Origin of the sequence: Streptomyces sp. NPDC008086 (genome assembly GCF_042957325.1) — a bacterium.
In the GTDB taxonomy this organism is placed as follows: Bacteria; Actinomycetota; Actinomycetes; order Streptomycetales; family Streptomycetaceae; genus Streptomyces.
Window position 1 is genome coordinate 551099 of the sequence record NZ_JBIBIA010000005.1, and the last position, 20365, is coordinate 571463.

The following is a 20365-nucleotide window of genomic DNA, read 5'->3' on the forward strand; positions in this document are numbered from 1 at the left end:
GGGGAGCACCGGTGGCCCGGCACACGGCCCGAGACGTCCGCAGCGAGAACCGCTTCGCGGTGCTGCACGCGCTGTTCGACCTCGGGCCGTCCTCCCGCCAGGAACTCGCCCGGCACACGGGCCTCAGCCAGGCCACCGTGACGACGCTGGTCGGCGGATTCCTGGCGGAGGGCGTGCTGCACATCGCCGCCGTGGAGCGCAACGCCGTGGGACGGCCCTACGAGCGGCTCACGATCAACCCGGACCGCGGCCGCGTCGTCGGTGTCGACGTCGCCGAGACCCACGTCGACGCCACGGTCTACGACCTCGCGCTCGGCGTCCTCGCCCGGCACGAGGTGCCCCTCGACGAGCACCAGAACGACCAGGCGTACGTCGTCGACGGCATCGTCGGCGCGATCGAGGCCGCCCTGGGGGCGGACGGGACCGACCGCGACCGGATCGTCGGAGTCGGCGTCAGCATGCCGGGCCATGTCCACCACGACGCCGGGGTCTCCGTCTTCGCGCCGAACTGGAACTGGCACGACGTCCACATCGAGGAACTGCTGGCCGAGCGGCTGCGGTTGCCGGTGTACGTCGACAATCCGCTCAAGGCGGCGATCCTGTCCGAGATGTGGTTCGGCGTCGGACGCGTCGTCGACAGCATGGCCGTGGTCAACATCGGCACCGGGGCCGGAGCGGGCATCGCCATCGAGGGCACCCTGGTCCGCGGCATCACCAACAACGCCGGCGAATGGGGGCACACCCTGCTGATGCTGGACGGCCGCCCGTGCCGCTGCGGCCGACGCGGGTGCGTGGAGGCGTACGTCGGCGCTCCCGGCCTGGAGACGACGCTGGCCGAGATCGACCCGTCCCATCCGGCGCTGGGCCGGCCCGGGCAGCGGGACTTCGTCGCGTCCGTCGCCGCGGGCCTGACCGCGGGGGACCCGGCGCTGCGGGAACTCGTCCGGCGCACGGGCCGCTGCCTCGCCGCCGCCCTCGGCGACCTCGTCAATGTGCTCAACGTTCCGAAGGTGACGCTCACCGGCTGGCTGCCCGGCATGCTGGCCCCGTGGCTGGTCCCCGCCGTACGGGACGAACTGCCCCGTCATGTGCTGCCGGGTTCCCTGCCCGGCCTGACCGTCGAGGTGTCCGAGGTGCCCGGCAACGCCGTGGGCCTGGGCATGGCGGCCTTCACCCTGGAGCAGTTCCTGGCCCGGCTCGGCCTGGTCAGCCAGGCCCGGACCCGGCCGCGGCCGGGTGCCGAGAGCGCCCAGCCGGTCGGCTGACGGACCCGCCCGACGGCCCGCCGCCGCGCCGGGTCGCGCAAGAGATCGCACTTCGGCGGTTGGTGATCTTCATCCCGTTTGGGTGCCCGCCCGGAAGGGGAGCGTGCCGGGGGTGAGCCGGGCCGAACAGTCAGGCTTTGCTCATGTCGCCGCACAGGGGTTGTCCTGACATTCGCTCCCTGCCTAGGGTCGCCCTCGAAGTGCAAGCGCTTTCTGAGCGGGCTGTCCGCCGGCCGTCCGAGGAGAACTGCATGTCCACACGCCCTGCCCGCCGCCGCGTCGCCGTCATCGGCACCGGCGCCATCGTCAGCGGCAGCCATCTCTCCGCCCTGAGACACCACGCGGACCGGGTGGAGCTGGTCGCCGCCGTCGACGTGGACCAGGCCCGGCTGGACGCCTTCCGGGAACTCGCGGGCGAGGACCTCACCGGGTACACCTCGACCGGTGAGATGCTGGACGCCGTACGCCCCGACCTGGTCCTGATCGGCACGCCGCCCTCCCTGCACCGGGAGCAGACGGTCGCCGCGCTCAAGGCGGGCGCCTGGGTGCTGTGCGAGAAGCCGCTGTGCCTGTCCCTCGCCGAGTACGACGACATCGCGGCGGCCGAGGAGGCGTCGGGCGCGTACGCCTCGGTCGTCTTCCAGCACCGCTACGGCTCCGGCGCCGTGCACGCCCGCGAGCTGATCGCGAGCGGTGAGCTGGGTGCCCCGCTCGTCGCGCACTGCCAGACGACCTGGCACCGTGACGCCGCCTACTACGCGGTGCCGTGGCGTGGACGATGGGCCACCGAGGGCGGCGGGCCGACGATGGGCCACGGCATCCACCAGTTCGACCTGCTGCTGCATCTGCTCGGGCCGTGGGCGGAGATCCGGGCCATGGCCGCGCGCCTGGTCCACGACACCGAGAGCGAGGACGTCTCCACGGCCCTCGTCCGGTTCGAGAACGGCGCCCTCGCCACCGTCGTCAACAGCGTGCTCTCCCCGCACGAGGTCAGCCGCATCCGCGTCGACTGCGCCGACGCCACGGTCGAACTCACCCACCTGTACGGCCACCGCAACGACGACTGGGTCTACACCCCAGCCCCGCACGTCCCCTCCGAGCGCGCCACCGCCTGGCGCACCCCGGCCGCGGACCTGCCCAGCTCGCACACGGCACAGCTCGGCGCCCTCCTCGACGCCTACGACAACGGTGTCCGGCCCCCGGGCAGCGGCCCCGACGCCCGGGCCACCCTCGACTTCGCCGCCGCCCTCTACAAAGCCGCCTTCACGGGCAGCCCGGTGCACGCCGGCGAGATCCGGCCCGGCGACCCCTTCTACCCGGCCATGCACGGAGACCACCCCCACTGGGCCCCCAAGGAGCGCGCATGAGCATCCGCGTCACCCACGCGCACGGCGACCACATCGCCGTCACGGCCGCGAACGGCACCGAGATCCTGCGGTACGTCTACCGCCCCGACCCGGAGGCCTTCGAGTCCCGCAAGCCGTACGCCCACCCCGTGCGCACCCTCGCCGGACACACCGTGACCGGCTACCGGCCCAGCGACCACCGCTGGCACAAGGGCCTACAGATGACGGCGAGTCATCTGTCCGGGCAGAACTTCTGGGGCGGCAACTGCTATGTCCACGGCCAGGGTTACCTGCCTCTGCCCGAGCGGGTCGGCTCCATGCGGCACGACGGGTTCGGCGAGTTCACCGTCGAGGACGACCGGCTCGCGTTCACCGAGGAGCTCACCTGGGTGGAGAACGGCGGCGAGGAGTGGGCGCGCGAGACACGCGGACTCACCGTCCACTCGGTGGACGAGGAGGCCGGCGCCTGGGCGCTGGACTGGTCGATCCGGCTCACCAACCTCCGGGCCGAGCCGCTGCGCTTCGGCTCCCCGACGACCGAGGGCCGGGAGCTGGCCGGATACACCGGCCTCCAGTGGCGCGGCCCGCGCGACTTCACCGGGGGGACCGCCTTCGCACCGGAATCCGACGCCGACGCAGACAAGTTGATGGGCAGTCAGGGCCCGTGGCTCGCCTTCACCACCGAGCACGACGACATCGACGGCCACTCCACGCTCGTGTTCGCGCACGCGCCCGAGAACGCCGACGCCGTTCACGAGTCCCACTGGTTCGTGCGCTCCGAACCGATCCCCACGGTCGCGTTCTCCTGGGCGTTCTTCGAGGAGTTCGCGCTGCCGCCGGGCGAGTCCTTCGCCTACCGCTACCGCGTCGTGTTCGCCGACGGGGCCTGGGACCGGGAACAGGTGGCCGCCCACCTGGAGGGGCTGCCGTGGTGAAGCCGAACCTTCCGCACCCGCTGCCCGGCGCCGTCGGCCTGTCCCACCTCAGCGCCTACGACTGGGAGGCCGCCGACGGCGTGTGCGGCGGCAGCCCGCATCTCCACCTGGTCTGCACCGAGGCGTACGTCGTCACCGGCGGCCGGGGTGCCGTGCAGACGCTGAGCCCCGACGGCTACCGTGACATCCCCCTGGAGCCGGGCTCGGTCGCCTGGTTCACCCCCGGGACCGTGCACCGCATGGTCCAGGGCGGCGATCTGCGCATCACCGTGCTGATGCAGAACAGCGGACTGCCCGAGGCCGGGGACGCCGTGTTCACCTTCCCGCCCGAAGTGCTGGCGGACCCGGAGCGGTACGCGGCGGTGGCGGCCCTGCCACCGGGCACCGGCCCGGACACGGCGGCCGCCGCGCGCCGCCGCAGGGACCTCGCGATCGAGGGCTACCTGGTCCTGCGCGAGGCGCTCGTCGCCGGTGACAGCGGCCCGTATCGGGAGTTCCAGCAGGCGGCGGCCCGCCTGGTGCGCGCCAAGGTGCCGAACTGGCGGGAGCTGTGGCGGGCGGGCGCACTGGCCACCGCCGAGCGCACGGGCGCCCAGCTCGACGCGCTGGAGGCGGGCGAACCGGCGTATCTCGCCGACGCGACCGCGCACGAGGCCGGGCCCACCAGGCTCGGCGGGTTCGGGATGTGCGGCCGCCGGGACGAGTACAACCTGCCCGGGGTCACGCTGCCGTACCAGAGCGAGTAGCTCGCCCGGGGGAGCGAGGGGGGGCCGAGGGGGGCCAACAGAAGGACCGAGGAGAGAAGAGGTGACCTCGGCATGCCCGGACACGGGACAAAGGGGTTCTGCGCGTCGGCCGCCGCACTCGTGCTCTGCGCGATGCTGGCCGGCTGCGGAGGATCCGGGGAGTCGGTCGGCGGCGGCAAGGTCGTGCTGCGCTACACGTGGTGGGGCAACCCCGACCGCGCGGAACGCACCGAGCAGGCCGTCGCCCTGTTCGAGAAACAGCACCCGAACATCCGGGTGCGGACGTCGTTCTCGTCCTACGAGGCCTACAAACAGAAGCTCGCCGTCCAGGCCTCGGGCGGTGACGCACCCGACGTGATGCAGCTCGACTACCGGCAGATCGACCAGTACGCCTCCGGTGGCGTCCTGCTCGACCTCGCCGAACAGAAGGCCGTACTGCGCACCGGTGAGATCGACCCGGGGCTGCTGGCCACCGGCCGGCTGGACGACACGCAGTACGCCGTCCCGCAGGGCCGCGGCACCGAGACGGTCGCCTACGACGTCGAGGCGTGGAAGGCGTCCGGCGTGCCGCTCCCGGGACGGAGCTGGACCTGGAGCGAATGGGCCGACGCCATGCGGGCGTTGGCGAAGAAGACCGGCAAGCCCGGCTCCACCGACCCCGGCCAGAGCGAGGACTGCTTCGAGGTCTGGCTGCGCGGCCAGGGCAAGTCCCTCTACACGAAGGACGGCGGGCTCGGCTTCACCGCCGACGACCTGACCCGCTGGTGGACCTTCACCGACGAGCTCCGGCGCGAGGGCGCCGTCTCGCCCGCCGAGCAGACGACGCAGCTCGACGGCTCCGTCGAGAACACCCCGCTCGGCCGCGGCAAGGCCGTCTCCGACCCCAACTGGGACGCCCCGGCCAGCGGTTTCCTCGCCCTCATACCGACCGGCGTCGCACTCGCCCCGATGCCGTCCGGCGAGGACGGGACCCCCGGCCAGTACTACAAGCCGTCGATGTTCCTCGGCGTCGGGGCCACCACCGGTCACCCGAAGGAAGCGGCCCAGCTCGTCGACTTCCTCGTCAACGACGAGCAGGCGGCGAAGATCCTCGGCGCCACCCGTGGCATCCCCGTCAACGAGTCCATCCGCGAGGAGACCGAGCCGCAGCTCAAGGACTTCGACAGGACGATCGCCGACTACCAGTCCTCCCTGGAAGGCGCCCTCAAGGACCCGCCGCAGGCCCCGCCCTCCGGCGACAACGCCCTCCAGGCCACCTTCCAGCGCGACTACGACCAGGTGTCCTACGAGCGCATGTCGCCCCGCGAGGCGGCCCAGAACTACGTCACCGAGGCGAAGGCGGAGCTGAGGTCATGACCACCACCGACATCCCCGCGCCCGCCGCCAGGAAACCGGGGGCCACCGCCGCCCCGAAGCGCCGCCCCAAGCGGGAGAGCCAGGGCCCCGCCTGGGTGTTCCTCTCCCCGTGGGTGCTCGGCGCGATCGTCCTGACCCTGCTGCCGATGGCCGTGTCGCTGTACCTGTCCTTCACCGACTACGACCTGTTCAACCCGCCGCGCTGGGTGGGCCTGCGCAACTACGTCCAGATGTTCACCGAGGACCCGCGCTACTGGCGCTCGGTCATGACCACCCTGACCTACGTCGTCATCGCCGTGCCCCTGCAACTGGCCCTCGCGCTGGCCGTCGCACTCGCGCTGAAGTCCATGAAACGCGGCAAGGGCTTCTACCGTTCCGCCTTCTACGCCCCCTCGCTGCTCGGCGCGTCGATGTCGATCGCGCTCGTCTGGCGCGCGGTCTTCAACGACGGCGGCACCGTGGACAATCTGCTCGGCACCGGCGGCTGGGTCAACAAGCCCGGCTGGGCGCTGCTCGCCGTGGCCCTGCTGACGGTGTGGCAGTTCGGCGCGCCCATGGTCATCTTCCTCGCCGGGCTCCAGCAGATCCCGAGCGAGCTGTACGAGGCGGCGGCCGTCGACGGGGCCGGGAAATGGCGGCAGTTCCTTTCCGTCACGGTGCCGATGCTGTCCCCGGTGCTGTTCTTCAACCTCGTCCTCCAGACCATCCAGGCCTTCCAGGTCTTCACACCCGCCTTCGCCATCGGCGCCGGCAAGGGCGGCCCCGCCGACTCGACCCTCGTGTACACCCTCTACCTCTACGACCGCGGCTTCGTCGCCTCCCACATGGGCTACGCCTCCGCCATGGCCTGGGTCCTGCTGATCGTCATCGGCGCCGTCACGGCGGTGCTGTTCCGCACCTCGCGCTCCTGGGTCTTCTACGCCTCCGAGGGGGACCGATGACCAGTACCACGACTCCCGTCGTCCGCAAGCCCGTCGCCTGGGGCCGGATCGCCCTGCACGTCGGCTGTCTGGCCGCGCTGCTGGTCATGCTGTACCCGCTGGCCTGGCTGCTGGCGACCTCGCTCAAGCCCGCCGACGAGGTCATCGCCAGCCTCGATCTGCTGCCCGGCCGTCTGGAGTGGTCGAACTACGCCACGGCCCTGGACGGCGTCAACGACGTGTCCATCTGGCGGCTGCTCGGCAACTCGCTGCTGATCGCGGGCGGCGCGGTCCTCGGCAACGTCATCAGCTGCTCGCTGGCTGCCTACGCCTTCGCACGCCTCAGGTTCCGCTTCCGCGGCCCGCTGTTCGCCTTCATGATCGCCACGATCATGCTGCCGCACCACGCGGTGCTGATCCCGCAGTACATCATCTTCAACCAGCTCGGCCTGGTGAACACCTACTGGCCGCTGATCCTGCCGAAGTTCCTCGCCACGGAGGCCTTCTTCGTCTTCCTCATCGTCCAGTTCATGCGCGGGCTGCCCCGCGAGTTGGAGGAGGCGGCCCGCATCGACGGCTGCGGTCCCTTCCGCAGCTTCTTCAAGGTCGTCCTGCCGCTCACCCGTCCCGCGCTGATCACCACGGCGATCTTCACCTTCATCTGGACGTGGAACGACTTCTTCACCCAGCTCATCTATCTCTTCGACCCGGACAAGTTCACCCTCACCCTCGCCCTGCGGTCGTTCGTGGACGCGTCCAGCACCTCGGCGTTCGGCCCGATGTTCGCGCTGTCCGTGATCGCGCTGCTGCCGATCGTGCTGTTCTTCCTCGCCTTCCAGCGCCTGCTGGTGGAGGGCATGGCCAGCTCCGGGCTCAAGGGGTGAGCGGCATGGGAACACGTGAGCCGGGCGAGGTCTTCGGGCCCCGGCTGACCCTGTTCGCCGACGTGCTGAGCGTCGGCCTCGCCACGGCCGTGGCCTGCCTTCCCCTCGTGACGCTGCCGGCCGCGCTGTCGACCGCGTGCGCGGTGTTGCGGGGAGCCGGGGAGGGGCGACCGGCCACCGCCGGGCGGTACTTCGCGCTGCTACGGCGACGGCTGCGGGCCGGAGACCTCGTGGCGGGAGCCGTCGCCCTGCTGGCCGCGCTGCTGTTCGCCGCCGATCTCGCGCTCGCCGGGGCGGGGCTGCCGGGGGCGCCGCTGTTCGCGGTGGTGGCCGGTGCCATGGGCGCGGCCGCCCTGGTCGTGGGCCTCGGGGCCTGCGCCCGCCCCGAGTCGCTCGCCGACTGGCGGGCGGCGCTGCGGGAGGCCGCCCGGGACTCGGTGCGGGATCCGGGCGGCAGCGGACTGGTGCTGCTCGCGGTGGCGACGGCGGTGCTGTGCGCGTGGATGCTGGTGCCGCTGGCGTTCCTCGCCCCTGGGCCGCTGGCCTTGGCGCTGACTGCCGTTCACATCCGACGGGCCGGCATGTCCAAGAGTTAAGGGCGCATTTGAGGTAGATGCGGTGTGAAGGACGGTTGGCGTGCCCATCATCTTGTCATGAACCTGCGACCCGACGGACGGGTCGCAGTCTCATGGAGGTGTGGAATGCACCGCAGACTCGCCACCGCACTGACCACCTCGACCCTGGCCCTCGGCACGGTCCTCGGCGCCGCCTCGGCCGCCGGGGCCGCGCCCGCCGACAAGCCCCAGGTCCTCGCCGGCTGGACCCAGACCAGTGCGTCCAGCCACAACGCCTGGGTCGCCGCCCGCGGCAACCAGTCCGCCTGGTCCGCGTACGGCTTCGACTGGTCCACGGACTACTGCTCCTCCTCGCCCGACAACCCCTTCGGCTTCCCGTTCTCCACGTCCTGTGCCCGCCACGACTTCGGCTACCGCAACTACAAGGCGATCGGCGCCTTCGACGCCAACAAGTCGCGTCTGGACAGCGCCTTCTACGAGGACCTCAAGCGTGTGTGCGCGGGCTACAGCGGCGGCACCAAGACCGCCTGCAACAGCACCGCATGGACGTACTACCAGGCAGTGAAGGCCTTCGGCTGAGAGACCGGCAAAGGGAAGGGGGCGCCGCGGCAGGCGCCCCCTTCCGTACGGCGGACTCAGTCCAGGGCCCGGAACGACCGCAGCCGCAGCGAGTTGCCGACCACGAACACCGACGAGAACGCCATGGCCGCCCCGGCGATCATGGGGTTGAGCAGTCCGGCCGCGGCGAGCGGCAGGGCGGCGACGTTGTAGGCGAAGGCCCAGAACAGGTTCGACCGGATGGTGCCGAGCGTCCTGCGGGAGAGCCGGATCGCGTCGGCCGCGACGTGCAGGTCACCCCGGACCAGGGTCAGGTCGCCGGCCTCGATCGCGGCGTCCGTGCCGGTGCCCATGGCAAGACCCAGGTCGGCCTGGGCCAGGGCGGCCGCGTCGTTGACGCCGTCGCCGACCATCGCCACCGAACGGCCCTCGTCCTGCAGTCGCTTGACGACATCCGCCTTGTCCTGCGGCAGCACCTCGGCGACGACGTGCTCCGGCGCCATCCCGACCTCGCGGGCGACGGACTCGGCCACGGCCCGGTTGTCGCCGGTCAGCAGGATCGGGGTGAGACCGAGGTCGCGCAGCCGCCGGATCGCCTCCGCGCTGGTCTCCTTGACCGCGTCGGCGACCTCCAGGACCGCCCGCGCCTCGCCGTCCCAGGCGACCGCGATGGCCGTACGACCGGCAGCCTCGGCCTCGGATCTGGCATGCGCGAGCCGCTCCGGCAGCTCCATGGCCCTGCCCCCCTCTCGGCTTCGCTCGAGCGGAGGGACCCCCATCGCCAGGAGCCGCTCCCGGCCCACCAGCACCGCGTGCCCGTCCACCACGCCCTGCACTCCGAGCCCGGGCACGTTCGCGAAGTCCTCCGGCGTGGGCAGCGAACCCAGCTTCTCCAGTGCCCCGTCGGCCACGGCACGGGCGATCGGGTGCTCGGAGGCGTGCTCCAACGCCCCGGCGAGCCGCAGGACTTCGCTCTCCTCGGCGTTGTCTCCGGTGTGCACGGCGAGCAGCGTCATCCGGCCGGTGGTCACCGTGCCCGTCTTGTCGAGGACGATCGTGTCGACCTCGCGCGTGGACTCCAGCACCTCCGGCCCCTTGATCAGGATGCCGAGCTGCGCGCCCCGCCCGGTGCCCACCAGCAGCGCGGTCGGTGTGGCCAGCCCCAGGGCGCACGGGCAGGCGATGATCAGCACGGCGACCGCGGCGGTGAAGGCGGCGGCCGGTCCGGCGCCGTTGCCGAGCCAGAAGCCGAGGGTGCCCAGTGCGAGGGCGATCACGATCGGCACGAAGACGGCGGAGATCCGGTCCGCGAGCCGCTGCGCCGCGGCCTTGCCGTTCTGCGCGTCCTCCACCAGCCTGGCCATCCGGGCGAGCTGGGTGTCTGCGCCGACCCGGGTGGCCTCGACGACGAGACGGCCGCCCGCGTTGAGCGTGGCGCCGGTGACCGCGTCGCCCCGGGCGACCTCGACCGGCACGGACTCACCGGTCAGCATCGACGCGTCCACCGCCGACGAGCCCTCGACCACCGTGCCGTCGGTGGCGATCTTCTCGCCGGGCCGGACCAGGAAGCGGTCGCCGGCCTTCAACTCCGAGACCGGTATGGTCCGTTCGGCGCCGTCCGCGCCCAGCACGGTGACGTCCTTGGCGCCCAGCTCCAGCAGCGCCTTCAGCGCCGCGCCCGCCTTGCGCTTGGAACGGGCCTCGAAGTAGCGCCCGGCCAGGATGAAGGCGGTGACTCCGGCGGCCGCCTCCAGATAGATGTTCCCCGAGCCGTCACCGCGGGAGATGGTCAGCTCGAAGGGGTGCGTCATGCCCGGCTCGCCCGCCGTGCCGAGGAACAGCGCCCACAGCGACCACAGGAACGCGGCCGACGTGCCGACCGAGATCAGCGTGTCCATGGTGGCGGCGCCGTGCCGCAGATTGGTGAACGCCGCCCTGTGGAAGGGCCAGGCGGCGTAGGTCACGACGGGCGCCGCCAGCGTGAGCGACAGCCACTGCCAGTACTCGAACTGGAGGGCCGGGACCATCGCCATCGCGACGACGGGCACGGCGAGCGTGACGGCGGTGATCAACCGCTCCCGCAACGACCGCAGTTCATCGTGCCCGTCGCCACCGCGGGACGAGTCCCGCGCTTCCTGCGCGTCCGGCACAGGCGGGGCGGGCTCCTGCGCGGTGTACCCGGTCGCCTCGACGGTGGCGATCAGGTCCTGGACGGAGACTGCGTCGCCATAGCTGACCTTCGCCTTCTCGGTGGCGTAGTTGACCGTCGCGGCCACGCCGTCCATGCGGTTCAGCTTCTTCTCGATGCGCGCCGCGCACGAGGCGCAGGTCATGCCGCCGATGGCGAGCTCTACCTCGGCCGTGGGGTGGGACGCGGTGGTGGTCATCGCTGCTCCTGGTACGGGGTGCGGGCGGAGCCGGGCAGGGCCGGGCTCCTGCGGGGCGGGGTGCGGGTCAGGCGGCGCGGCCGGTCAGCTCGTAGCCGGCCTCGTCGACGACCTCGGCGATCAGGGCGTCGTCGGGCTCGGCGGCGCTGGTGACGGTGACCTGGCCGGTCGCGAGGTCGACGCCGACCTCGGTGACGCCGTCCAGCTCGCCGATGGCCCTGGTGAGGGTGGCCTTGCAATGGCCGCAGGTCATGCCGGAGACGGCGTACGTGGTGATGGACATGGATTCCTCCTGAGGGGTGGGGCCGCGGTCGACCAGGATACGGGGTAGGGGTATCCTTTCCGGTGTTCATGTATACCCCCAGGGGGTAGGTAAGGCAAGTGTCGATCCGAGTTGACTTTATACCCCCCAGGGGTATGGTGAAATGCAGTGAAGGACCGTATCGAGAGACCGACCCGCAGGAGACCGCCATGCATGCCGGACTGAGGATCACCGCGTTCGCCGCCGCACTGGCCGCAACCTTCGGCACTGCCTACGGCGTGGGCGAGGCCGTCGACCCCGTCGTCGAGGACCCCGCGCCCGCTCGCCACGAGAGCCACGGCGAGACGTCACAGGGGCCGAACGAAGACGGCGGACAGGGCGGACACGGCGGGCACCGGACCGAGCCGGCCGGCGGGCTGGAGATCTCCGACGGCGGCTACACCCTCGACCTGCGCACCCAGCGCGTCACGGCCGGCGAGCGCACCGACCTGAGCTTCGTCATCCGCGACGACGACGGCCGCGCCGTCACCGCCTACCGGCGCGAGCACGACAAGGAACTCCACCTCATCGTGGCCTCCCGCGACCTGGGCACCTACCGCCACCTGCACCCCACCCGCGCCGCCGACGGCACCTGGAGCATCCCCGTGGACCTGCCCCGCGCGGGCGGCTACCGCGTCTTCGCCGACTTCACCCCGGCCGTGAAGGACGCCGAGAACCTCACCCTCGGCGCCGACCTGGCGGCTTCCGGCACCTACGAGCCCCAGCGACTCCCCGCCCCGAACACCACCGCCGACATCGACGGCTACGACGTCCGACTGGACGGCGGACTGCGCCCCGGCAAGGAGACCGAGCTGAAGCTCAAGGTCTCCCGCGACGGCACCCCCGTGACCAACCTCCAGCCCTACCTCGGCGCCTACGGCCACCTCGTCGCCCTGCGGTCCGGGGACCTCGCCTACCTCCACGTCCACCCGAACGGCGACCCCGGCGACGGCACGACCAAGCCCGGCCCGGAGATCTCGTTCACGGCGACGGCGCCGAGCAGCGGCACGTACCGGCTGTTCCTCGACTTCAAGCACGAAGGGAAGGTGCACACGGCCGCGTTCACCGTGCGGGCGGGGACGGCGACCACGGGGGAGGTGCCTTCGGAGGCGCCGTCGGGTTCGGACTCAGGGGAGCACGAGGGCGAGCCCGGTCACGGTCACTGACCTCAGATCCGCCCCGCCCGCCGCTGCCTGCGCAGCAGCACTCCCAGGTACACCCCGCCGACCACCGCGGTCACCACGCCGACCGGCAGCTGGGCCGACTCGTGGATGCGCTGGGACGCGAAGTCCGCGGTGACCACGAGGAAGGCGCCGGTGCAGGTGGCGGCGAGGAGGTTGGGGCCGGGGGAGCGGGTGAGGCGGCGGGAGAGCTGGGGGGCGATCAGGGCCACGAAGGGGATGGGGCCGGCCGCGGCGGTGGCCACCGCGCAGGCGGCCGTGGCCAGCACCAGGACGACCAGTCGGGTGCGCTGGACCGGGACACCGAGGCCGCCGGCGACGTCGTCGCCCATCTCCAGGATCTTCAGCCGGCTCGCGGCGAGCGCGACCAGCGGGAGGACGACGAGGAGGCCGAGGGCGGCGGGGCGTACGTCCGCCCAACCCCGGCCGTTGAGGCTGCCGTTGAGCCAGACCATCGCCTGGGCGGCCTGGGTGAAGCGGGCCTTGGCGAGGAGGTAGGCGTTCACTCCCTGGAGGAGGGCGCTCACCCCGATGCCGACCAGGACGAGCCGGTAGCCGTGGATGCCCTGCCGCCACGCCAGCAGATGGACGAGGACGGCGGTCACCAGGCCGCCGCCGACCGCGCCGACGGCGATCTGCCCGCCGGTGCCGCCGACGAGCAGTACCACGAGCAGGCCCCCGGTGGCGGAGCCGTAGGTGAAGCCCACGATGTCGGGGCTGCCCAGCGGGTTGCGGGTCAGGCTCTGGAAGAGGGCCCCGCTCAGTCCGAGCGCGGCGCCGACGAGGATGCCGGTCAGCAGGCGGGGCAGCCGGAGGTCGTTGACCACGAAGTCGGTGCGCGGGCTGCCGTTGCCCAGCAGGGTGCGGACGACGTCGGCCGGGGAGATCGAGTACTCGCCGGTGCCGAGCCCCAGGACGCCGACCGCGGCGGTGGTGGCCAGCACCAGGACGCAGACGGTCACCGCGCGCACGTCCACCCGCAGGGAGAAACGGTGCGAGCGGCTTCGTACGACATGCGAGCGGGCGCGTGAGCGGCCGGTGGCCCCTGTCGGTACCTGGGGCGGTGCCTGGGTCGTCATGCCGTCACCGCCCTGCGACAGCGGACCAGAGCGATGAACACCGGGGCGCCGACCACCGCGGTGACCACGCCCGCGTCCAGTTCGTCGGGGCGTACGGCGACCCGGCCGAGGACGTCGGCGAAGAGCAGCAGGGCGGGGGCGAGGAGCATGGACAGCGGCAGGGTCCAGCGCTGGTCGGCTCCGGCGATCATGCGGGAGATGTGCGGGACGGCGAGGCCGACGAAGACCAGCGGCCCGACCGCCGAGGTCGCCGCGCCGCACAGCAGCGTCATGGCCGCGAGGCCCAGGAAGCGGGTGCGGTCCACGTGCGCGCCCAGTGCCCGTGCGCCGTCGTCGCCCAGCGCGAGGGCGTTCAGCGGACGGACCAGCGCCAGCGCGAGCACCAGGCCCACGGCGACGAACGGCGTGATGGTCGTCAGGGTCTCGTCGTCGGCGCGGGCGAGCGAGCCCACGCTCCAGAAGCGCAATTGGTCCAGCGCCTGGGCGTCCAGCAGCATCAGCGTCTGGCTGATGCCGGTGAACACGGCCGCGATCACCGCACCGCCGAGAGCGAGCCGCTCCGGGGTGGCGCCGCCGCGACCGCCCGAGGCCAGCGAGTACACCAGCAGACCCGCCACCACCGCGCCCAGCATGGCGAACCACACCGACGCCCACAGGCTCGTGATGCCGAGAGCGGTGATGGACAGCACCACGCCGGTGGCGGCGCCCGCGTTGATGCCGAGCAGCCCCGGGTCGGCCAGCGGGTTGCGGGTGAGCGCCTGGATGAGCGCGCCCGCGACCCCGAGGGCCGCCCCGGCCGCGATGCCCGCCAAGGTGCGCGGCACACGGACGTCCCAGACGACCGAGGCCGCGGTCGACCCGTCGTCGTCCAGCAGCACGGCCCACACGACCCCCGGCGACAGGGCGCGCGAGCCGACGGCGAGGCTGAGCGTCGCGGCGGTGATCAGCAGGAGCAGGGCGCCGAGCACGGCCAGGGTGCGGGTCGAGTTGCGACGCCCCGGGGACTGCGTGGACTGCTCGGACCGCTTGCTCGTCCCGTCCGTTCGTACCAGAGGGGCCGAACCGGCCTCAGTTGCCACCACTGCCCTCCGCGCGGAGACGTTCGGCGATCAGCAGGCCGAGCGCCTTCTTGTCGATCTTGCCTACCGAGGTGCGGGGAAAGGCCTCGACGACCTCCACCCGGTCGGGCAGCTTGTACGCGGCGACCCCGCGCTCGGTGAGGAACGCCGCCAACTCCCGCTGTGCCGGGGCCTGTCCACGCGCCACGAGGTAGGCGCAGGTGCGCTCGCCCATCGTCTCGTCGGGCATGCCGACCACGGCCGCGTCGTGCACACCGGGGTGGGCGAGGATGTGGTTCTCCAGCTCCTCGGCGGAGATCTTGTCGCCGCCTCGGTTGATCTGGTCCTTGGCCCGGCCCTCGACGACCAGATGCCCGGAGGGCAGGACCCGGACCAGGTCGCCGGTGCGGTAGTAGCCGTCGGCGGTGAAGGCGCGGAGGTTGTGCTCGGCGGCGCGGTAGTAGCCGCGCAGTGTGTAGGGGCCGCGGGTGAGCAACTCGCCGCTCTCGCCCGGCCGTACGTCGTGATCGTCCTCGTCGACCACGCGCACCTCGTCGGCGGGGGACAGCGGGCGGCCCTGGGTGCCGACCACCAGCTCGGGCGGGTCGTCGAGCCGGGTGTAGTTGAGCAGTCCCTCGGCCATGCCGAACACCTGCTGGAGGGTGCAGCCCAGGGCCGGTGCGACCCGGGCGGCGGGCTCGGCGCCCAGCTTGGAGCCGCCGACCTGGAGCAGGGCGAGCGAGGAGAGGTCGGCCTCCTCCCACTCCACCGCGTCCAGCCACAGCAGCGCGATCGGCGGGACCACGGCGGTGGCGGTGACCTTCTCCCGCTCGATCAGCGCGAAGGCGTCCTCGGGGCTCGGCGTGGGGGAGAGCACCACGGTGCCGCCCGCCATCAGCGTGCCGAGCAGGCCGGGGCAGGCCAGCGCGAAGTTGTGCGCGGTCGGCAGCACCACCAGATAGACGGTGTCCCCGCCGAAGCCGCAGACCTCGGCGCTCGCGCGGACGTTGTAGGCGTAGTCGTCGTGGGTGCGCGGGATGAGCTTCGGCTTGCCGGTCGTGCCGCCGGACAGCAGCAGGACGGCCACGTCCCGGGGGTCGGGCACGGGCAGCGGGACCGGTTCGGCGTCGAGGCCGGCGAGCGCGGTGAACTCGGCGGCGTCGCCCGCCACCAGGACGTGCTCGACTCCGGGAACGGTCTTGCGCAGGGTGCGGGCCAGCACCCGGTGGTCGAAGCCGTCGTGCACGTCCGGGATCGCGTAAGCCGTCGCGCCGGACACCTCGGCGACATGCACGATCTCGCTCTCGCGATGCGCGGGCAGCGTGAGCACCGGTACCGCGCCCGCCCTCAGCAACGCGAAGAACAGCACCACGAACGCGTCGGTGTTGGGGAGTTGGACGACCACCCGGTCGCCGCCCCCGATGCCGAGCCTCCGCAGCCCCGCCGCCGTCCGGTCGGCGCGCAGATCGAGTTCGGCGTACGTCCACCGGTTGCCGTCGGCGTCGACGAGTGCGGTACGCCCCGGCGCCCGCTCGGCGCTGTCCCTCAGCAGCCGGTCCAGCGGCCGGCCCTGCCAGTAGCCCTCTGCGCGGTACTTCTCGGCCAACGGCTCCGGCCAGGGCACCCACCCGTCGAGCATCCTCAACTCCCGCCTGCTGTTTAGGAAAGGCTTGCCTAATCATTCATCGGGGTCAAGCCTGGCGGGGTGATCTGGACGGCAACGCGCTGTGGAAGCTAGGGTCTTGGTGAATTAGGTTAGGTTAACCTAAGTCCAGGGAGGTAGGTCCTTGCTGCGTTATCGGAGCGCGGAGACGGAACTGCCGGGAGACCCCGTCCAGTTGGCGGCAGAGCTGGCGGAGTCGGGCTTGTTCGACCAGTACGTGATCTACGAACAGAACGGCGACTTCTGGTTCGCCGGCGGGGCGCTCGGCGAGATCCGGGTCGACCGCTCCGAGATCCGCCGCCGATGGCTCGACGAGGAGACCGCCGCCCCGCTCGGGCCGCACCCGCTGCGCCAGGTCCACGAGGAACTGGACCGGACGGCCGCCGAGGGCTGGAACGCCTACGGCTGGATGGCCTTCGAGTTCTCCCATCTCCACACCGCCCGCCCCGACCGGGCCGGCGACGACGAACTGCTCCATCTGATCGTCCCGCACAGCGAGGTGAGGCTCGGCCGGCACGGTGTCCTCGTCCGCAGCGCGGACCAGGAGACGCTGGAGGCGCTGACCGGGTTACTCCAGCGCGCCCCCGCCGAACGCGCGGCCCTGTCCCGCCCCGTCGAGGTCGCGGACGGCGAGGGCCGCTACCCCGAGATGGTGGCCCAGGCCATCGAGGAGATACGGACGACCGAGCTGCAGAAGGTCATCCTCTCGCGGACCGTGGACGTGCCCTTCCCGGTCGACTTCGTCGCCACCTACGTCCACGGCCGCTCGCACAACACCCCCGCCCGGTCCTTCCTGCTGGACCTCGGCGGGCGCCGGGTCGCCGGCTTCAGCCCCGAGACCGTGGCCGAGGTCGGCGCGGACGGCGAGGTCGTCACCCAGCCCCTCGCCGGCACCCGCGCCCATGGCTTCGGCGACCAGGAGGACGAGCGCCTGCGCGCCGAACTCCTCGCCGACCCCAAGGAGATCTCCGAACACGTGCTGTCGGTCAAACTCGCCGAGGAGGAGATGGCCACCGTCTGCCGGCCGGGCACGGTCTCCGTGCGCGACCTGATGACCGTCCGCCGGCGCGGCAGCGTGCAGCACCTCGGCTCCAGCGTGCACGGCCTGCTGGCCGAGTCCGCCACCGCCTGGGACGTGCTGCGCGCCGTGTTCCCCGCCGTGACCGCCTCCGGCATCCCCAAGGCGCCCGCCTACGACTGCATCGCCCGGCTGGAGAAGGAGCCACGCGGCATCTACAGCGGCGCGGTGCTCCGGGCCGGCAGTGACGGCGCCCTCGACGCGGCACTCGTCCTGCGCAGCGTCTTCGAGGAGGGCGGCCGCACCTGGCTGCGGGCCGGCGCCGGCATCCTCGCCGGATCCACCCCGGCCCGCGAACTGGAGGAGACCTGCGAGAAGCTCCGCAGCGTCGCCCCGTACATCATCCCGGCACCAGGGCAGGGGCGCGCGTGAAGCTGGGAGAAGTCGTCGTCGACGTAGCGCCGTTGCGCTCCAGCAGGAACTTCAGACTGGTCTTCGCCACCCAGGCGATCTCCATGGTCGGCACCCATCTCACCTCGGTGGCGGCCAGCCTCCAGATCTACCACCTCACCGGATCATCGGTCCAAGTCGGCCTGATGAGCCTGGTGTTGGGCCTGTCCCTGCTGGTCGGCCTGATCACGGGCGGCCTGCTCGCCGACCGGGTCGACCGGCGCGGGGTCATGCTCGTCACCCGCGCCGCGACCGCGGTGGTGATCGCGGGACTCGCGGTGAACGCCGCGCTGCCCGACCCGCGGGTGTGGTTCGTCTTCGTGGCGGCCGTCCTCGCGGGCTTCACCGCCGGACTGGGTGGTCCGGCCCTGATGGCGGCCACGCCCGCCCTGGTCACCCCCGGGCAACTGGCCGCCGCCGGCGCGCTGACCACCCTCACCGCCCAGCTGGGCGGCATGATCGGACCGTCCCTCGCGGGCGTGATCGCGGCCGGCCCCGGCGTCGCCTGGTGCTTCGCGATCGACGCGGCCATCTACGTCGTGGGACTCGCCCTCCTCGCCCCCCTGCCCAGGCTCGCCCCCGAGGGCACGGCCGAGGCGCAGCACCCGCTGAAGGCGATGGGGGAGGGACTGCGGTTCCTGCGCGGCAACCAGGTCGTGGCCGGACTGCTGCTGATCGACGTCTGCGCGGTGGTCTTCGCGATGCCGTACGCCCTGTTCCCCGAACTCGGCACCGAGCACTTCGGCGGCGGCCCGTCCACCGTCGGACTGCTCTACACCGCCCCCGCCGTCGGCTCCTTCTTCGGCGCGCTGACCAGCGGCTGGACGGGCAGGGTGCACCACACGGGGCGGGCGCTGATCGGCGCGGTCGCGGTGTGGGGCGTGGCGATCACCTGCTTCGGGCTCAGTCCGAACCTGTGGCTCGCGCTGGCCTTCCTCGCCCTGGCCGGACTCGGGGACACCGCCTCGGAGATCCTGCGCCGGGCCCTGCTCCAGCACTACACGCCGGACCGGCTCCAGGGCCGGGTCGGCAGCCTGTGGCTGGCCCAGGCCACCGCCGGCCCCTCGGTCGGCAACGTCGAGGCGGGTCTGGTGGCCAGGGCGCTCGGTTCGTCGAGCGGAGCGGTCGTGGTCGGCGGAGTGGTCTGTCTGGCGGGCGTGGGCGCCCTGGCCCTGGCCATGCCGGCCCTGCGCAGGGCCACGCTCAGCCGGCCTCCGGATGCCGACGCGAACGACCGGGAGGCGCCCGCCGAGTCCTCCCCGGCTGCCGACTGACGCGAGACCTCCCCACGACAGGGCGGAGAACCATGCCGAGCGCGCGCATCAACGGAATCCGGCTCCACTACGAGGACACCGGCGACGGGGAGCCGGTGGTCCTGGTGATGGGCCAGGGCGCCGCGGGCCGGGCCTGGCACCTCCACCAGGTGCCGACCCTGGTCGACGCCGGGTACCGGGTCGTCACCTTCGACAACCGCGGCATTCCTCCGACCGACGAGTGCCCCGAGGGCTTCACCGTCGGGGACCTGGTCGCCGACACGGCGGGCCTGGCCGAGCACCTCGACCTCGCGCCGTGCCGGTTCGTCGGCGTCTCCATGGGCGCGTACGTCGTCCAGGAGCTGATGCTCGCCCGGCCCCGGCTCGTCCGGCAGGGCGTGCTGATGGCCACCCGGGGCCGTACGGACGCGCTGCGGGCCGCGATGACCCGCGCCGAACGGGCCCTGTACGACAGCGAGTCGAAGCTCCCGCCCGCCTACTCCGCCTGGATCCGCGCCCTTCAGAACCTGTCCCCGGCCACCCTGGACGACGACCGGCGGATCCAGGACTGGCTGGCGCTCTTCGAGTTCTCACCGGAGCCCGCCGGGCCCGGCGTCCGGGCCCAGTTGGACCTGGAGGTCCCGGAGGACCGGCTGACGGCGTACCGGGCGATCGACGTGCCCTGCCTGGTCGTGGGCTTCGCGGACGACGTCATGCTGCCGCCGCACCTCGGGCGCGAGGTCGCCGCCGCCATCCCCGGCGCCGTCTACCAGGAGATCAAGGGCTGCGGGCACTACGGCTACCTGGAGCGGCCCGACGAAGTGAACCGGGTGCTCCTGGAGTTCTTCCGTGACGGCTCTTCCGCGACCGTTCTTCCCCACCCGGCCATGTTGAATTAGGTTAGCCTCGCCTAAGTAATCTCCTCAGGGGGTCATGGTGCACCGCACCTTGCTGAACGGCAAGATCCACCGAGCCACCGTCACCCAAGCCGATCTCCACTACGTCGGGTCCCTGACGATCGATCAGGACCTCATGGAGGCCGCCGACATCGTCGAAAGCGAGGCCGTCCAGGTCGTCGACATCGACAACGGCGCCCGACTCACCACCTACGCCATCACCGGCGAACGCGGCAGCGGCGTCATCGGGATCAACGGCGCCGCCGCCCATCTCGTCCACCCCGGCCACCTGGTCATCATCATGTCCTTCGCCGCGCTCGACGACTCCGAGCGCGCCACCCACCGGCCCCGGGTCGTCCACGTCGACAAGGCCAACCGGATCGTCGCGCTCGGCGCCGACCCCGCCGAACCGGTACCGGGCGCCCCCGACCAGTTCACCGGAGCCTTCACCAGCACCGCGCCACGCCCGTCCGGCGAGCAGGAGAGGAACTGAG

The 20365-nt window shown here is 72.2% G+C and carries 19 protein-coding genes; 14 read left to right on the top strand and 5 right to left on the bottom strand.

Translation table 11 applies throughout. The features are described from left to right. Positions 1-11: 11 nt before the first annotated feature. The 9 genes from ACFZBP_RS20360 to ACFZBP_RS20400 all read left to right on the top strand — a co-directional run bounded on the left by ACFZBP_RS20360 (position 12) and on the right by ACFZBP_RS20400 (position 8606). On the top strand, positions 12-1265 hold the full coding sequence (locus tag ACFZBP_RS20360; protein WP_391414830.1) for an ROK family protein: 1254 nt from the start codon (positions 12-14) through the stop codon (positions 1263-1265). 251 nt (positions 1266-1516) lie between these two features. Then, entirely contained in the window at positions 1517-2632 is a 1116-nt protein-coding gene (locus tag ACFZBP_RS20365; RefSeq protein WP_383449008.1) for a Gfo/Idh/MocA family protein, read from the top strand. Then, positions 2629-3546, top strand: a complete 918-nt coding sequence (locus ACFZBP_RS20370) for a DUF6807 family protein (protein ID WP_391414833.1) — start codon at positions 2629-2631, stop codon at positions 3544-3546. Before ACFZBP_RS20365 ends, ACFZBP_RS20370 begins: the two co-directional genes overlap by 4 nt. Continuing rightward, positions 3540-4292: a cupin gene (locus tag ACFZBP_RS20375; protein ID WP_383449012.1), complete on the top strand. Its 753-nt coding sequence runs from the start codon at positions 3540-3542 to the stop codon at positions 4290-4292. The genes ACFZBP_RS20370 and ACFZBP_RS20375 overlap by 7 nt, the downstream gene beginning before the upstream one ends. Before the next feature lie 72 nt (positions 4293-4364). Beyond that, on the top strand, positions 4365-5648 hold the full coding sequence (locus tag ACFZBP_RS20380; protein WP_391414835.1) for an extracellular solute-binding protein: 1284 nt from the start codon (positions 4365-4367) through the stop codon (positions 5646-5648). Then, positions 5645-6589 carry an ABC transporter permease subunit gene (locus tag ACFZBP_RS20385; protein ID WP_391414837.1) on the top strand — a complete coding sequence of 315 codons (945 nt, stop codon included), beginning with the start codon at positions 5645-5647 and terminating at the stop codon, positions 6587-6589. Before ACFZBP_RS20380 ends, ACFZBP_RS20385 begins: the two co-directional genes overlap by 4 nt. Further along, on the top strand, positions 6586-7452 hold the full coding sequence (locus tag ACFZBP_RS20390) for a carbohydrate ABC transporter permease (RefSeq protein ID WP_383449020.1): 867 nt from the start codon (positions 6586-6588) through the stop codon (positions 7450-7452). The genes ACFZBP_RS20385 and ACFZBP_RS20390 overlap by 4 nt, the downstream gene beginning before the upstream one ends. Before the next feature lie 5 nt (positions 7453-7457). Then, on the top strand, positions 7458-8048 hold the full coding sequence (locus ACFZBP_RS20395; protein ID WP_391414841.1) for a hypothetical protein: 591 nt from the start codon (positions 7458-7460) through the stop codon (positions 8046-8048). Between the two features lie 105 nt (positions 8049-8153). Then, complete coding sequence (locus tag ACFZBP_RS20400; protein WP_383449025.1) at positions 8154-8606, top strand: phospholipase; 453 nt, start codon at positions 8154-8156, stop codon at positions 8604-8606. A 56-nt stretch (positions 8607-8662) separates the two neighbouring features. Here the strand turns inward: ACFZBP_RS20400 and ACFZBP_RS20405 are convergent, their stop codons facing one another. Next, positions 8663-10972, bottom strand: a complete 2310-nt coding sequence (locus ACFZBP_RS20405; RefSeq protein ID WP_391414843.1) for a heavy metal translocating P-type ATPase — start codon at positions 10970-10972, stop codon at positions 8663-8665. A 67-nt stretch (positions 10973-11039) separates the two neighbouring features. Further along, positions 11040-11255, bottom strand: coding sequence for a heavy-metal-associated domain-containing protein (locus ACFZBP_RS20410; protein WP_383449029.1), 216 nt, complete (start codon positions 11253-11255; stop codon positions 11040-11042). A 188-nt stretch (positions 11256-11443) separates the two neighbouring features. Here ACFZBP_RS20410 and ACFZBP_RS20415 point away from each other — a divergent pair, with 188 nt between their 5' ends. Beyond that, the gene (locus ACFZBP_RS20415) at positions 11444-12439 is read left to right on the top strand and encodes a hypothetical protein (protein WP_391414846.1); all 996 of its coding nucleotides are present in this window, start codon (positions 11444-11446) and stop codon (positions 12437-12439) included. A 2-nt stretch (positions 12440-12441) separates the two neighbouring features. Here ACFZBP_RS20415 and ACFZBP_RS20420 read toward each other — a convergent pair whose 3' ends face one another. The 3 genes from ACFZBP_RS20420 to ACFZBP_RS20430 are packed head-to-tail and all read right to left on the bottom strand — an operon-like array spanning position 12442 to position 16230. Then, complete coding sequence (locus ACFZBP_RS20420; protein ID WP_391414848.1) at positions 12442-13533, bottom strand: iron chelate uptake ABC transporter family permease subunit; 1092 nt, start codon at positions 13531-13533, stop codon at positions 12442-12444. After that, the gene (locus ACFZBP_RS20425; protein ID WP_391414850.1) at positions 13530-14612 is read right to left on the bottom strand and encodes an iron chelate uptake ABC transporter family permease subunit; all 1083 of its coding nucleotides are present in this window, start codon (positions 14610-14612) and stop codon (positions 13530-13532) included. Before ACFZBP_RS20425 ends, ACFZBP_RS20420 begins: the two co-directional genes overlap by 4 nt. Then, the gene (locus tag ACFZBP_RS20430; RefSeq protein ID WP_391414852.1) at positions 14602-16230 is read right to left on the bottom strand and encodes an AMP-binding protein; all 1629 of its coding nucleotides are present in this window, start codon (positions 16228-16230) and stop codon (positions 14602-14604) included. Before ACFZBP_RS20430 ends, ACFZBP_RS20425 begins: the two co-directional genes overlap by 11 nt. Positions 16231-16378: 148 nt before the next feature. On the opposite strand from ACFZBP_RS20430, the gene ACFZBP_RS20435 reads away from it, so the two are divergent. From ACFZBP_RS20435 to panD, 4 genes are read left to right on the top strand one after another with little or no spacing between them, the layout of a single operon-like run. Then, on the top strand, positions 16379-17704 hold the full coding sequence (locus ACFZBP_RS20435) for a salicylate synthase (RefSeq protein ID WP_391414854.1): 1326 nt from the start codon (positions 16379-16381) through the stop codon (positions 17702-17704). Beyond that, positions 17701-18996 (top strand): enterobactin transporter EntS, encoded by a 1296-nt coding sequence (entS, locus tag ACFZBP_RS20440; RefSeq protein WP_391414856.1) that lies wholly within the window; start codon positions 17701-17703, stop codon positions 18994-18996. Before ACFZBP_RS20435 ends, entS begins: the two co-directional genes overlap by 4 nt. Before the next feature lie 32 nt (positions 18997-19028). Beyond that, positions 19029-19874 (top strand): alpha/beta fold hydrolase, encoded by an 846-nt coding sequence (locus tag ACFZBP_RS20445; RefSeq protein ID WP_391414858.1) that lies wholly within the window; start codon positions 19029-19031, stop codon positions 19872-19874. 37 nt (positions 19875-19911) lie between these two features. After that, positions 19912-20364 carry an aspartate 1-decarboxylase gene (gene panD, locus ACFZBP_RS20450; protein ID WP_391415118.1) on the top strand — a complete coding sequence of 151 codons (453 nt, stop codon included), beginning with the start codon at positions 19912-19914 and terminating at the stop codon, positions 20362-20364. Position 20365: the final 1 nt, after the last annotated feature.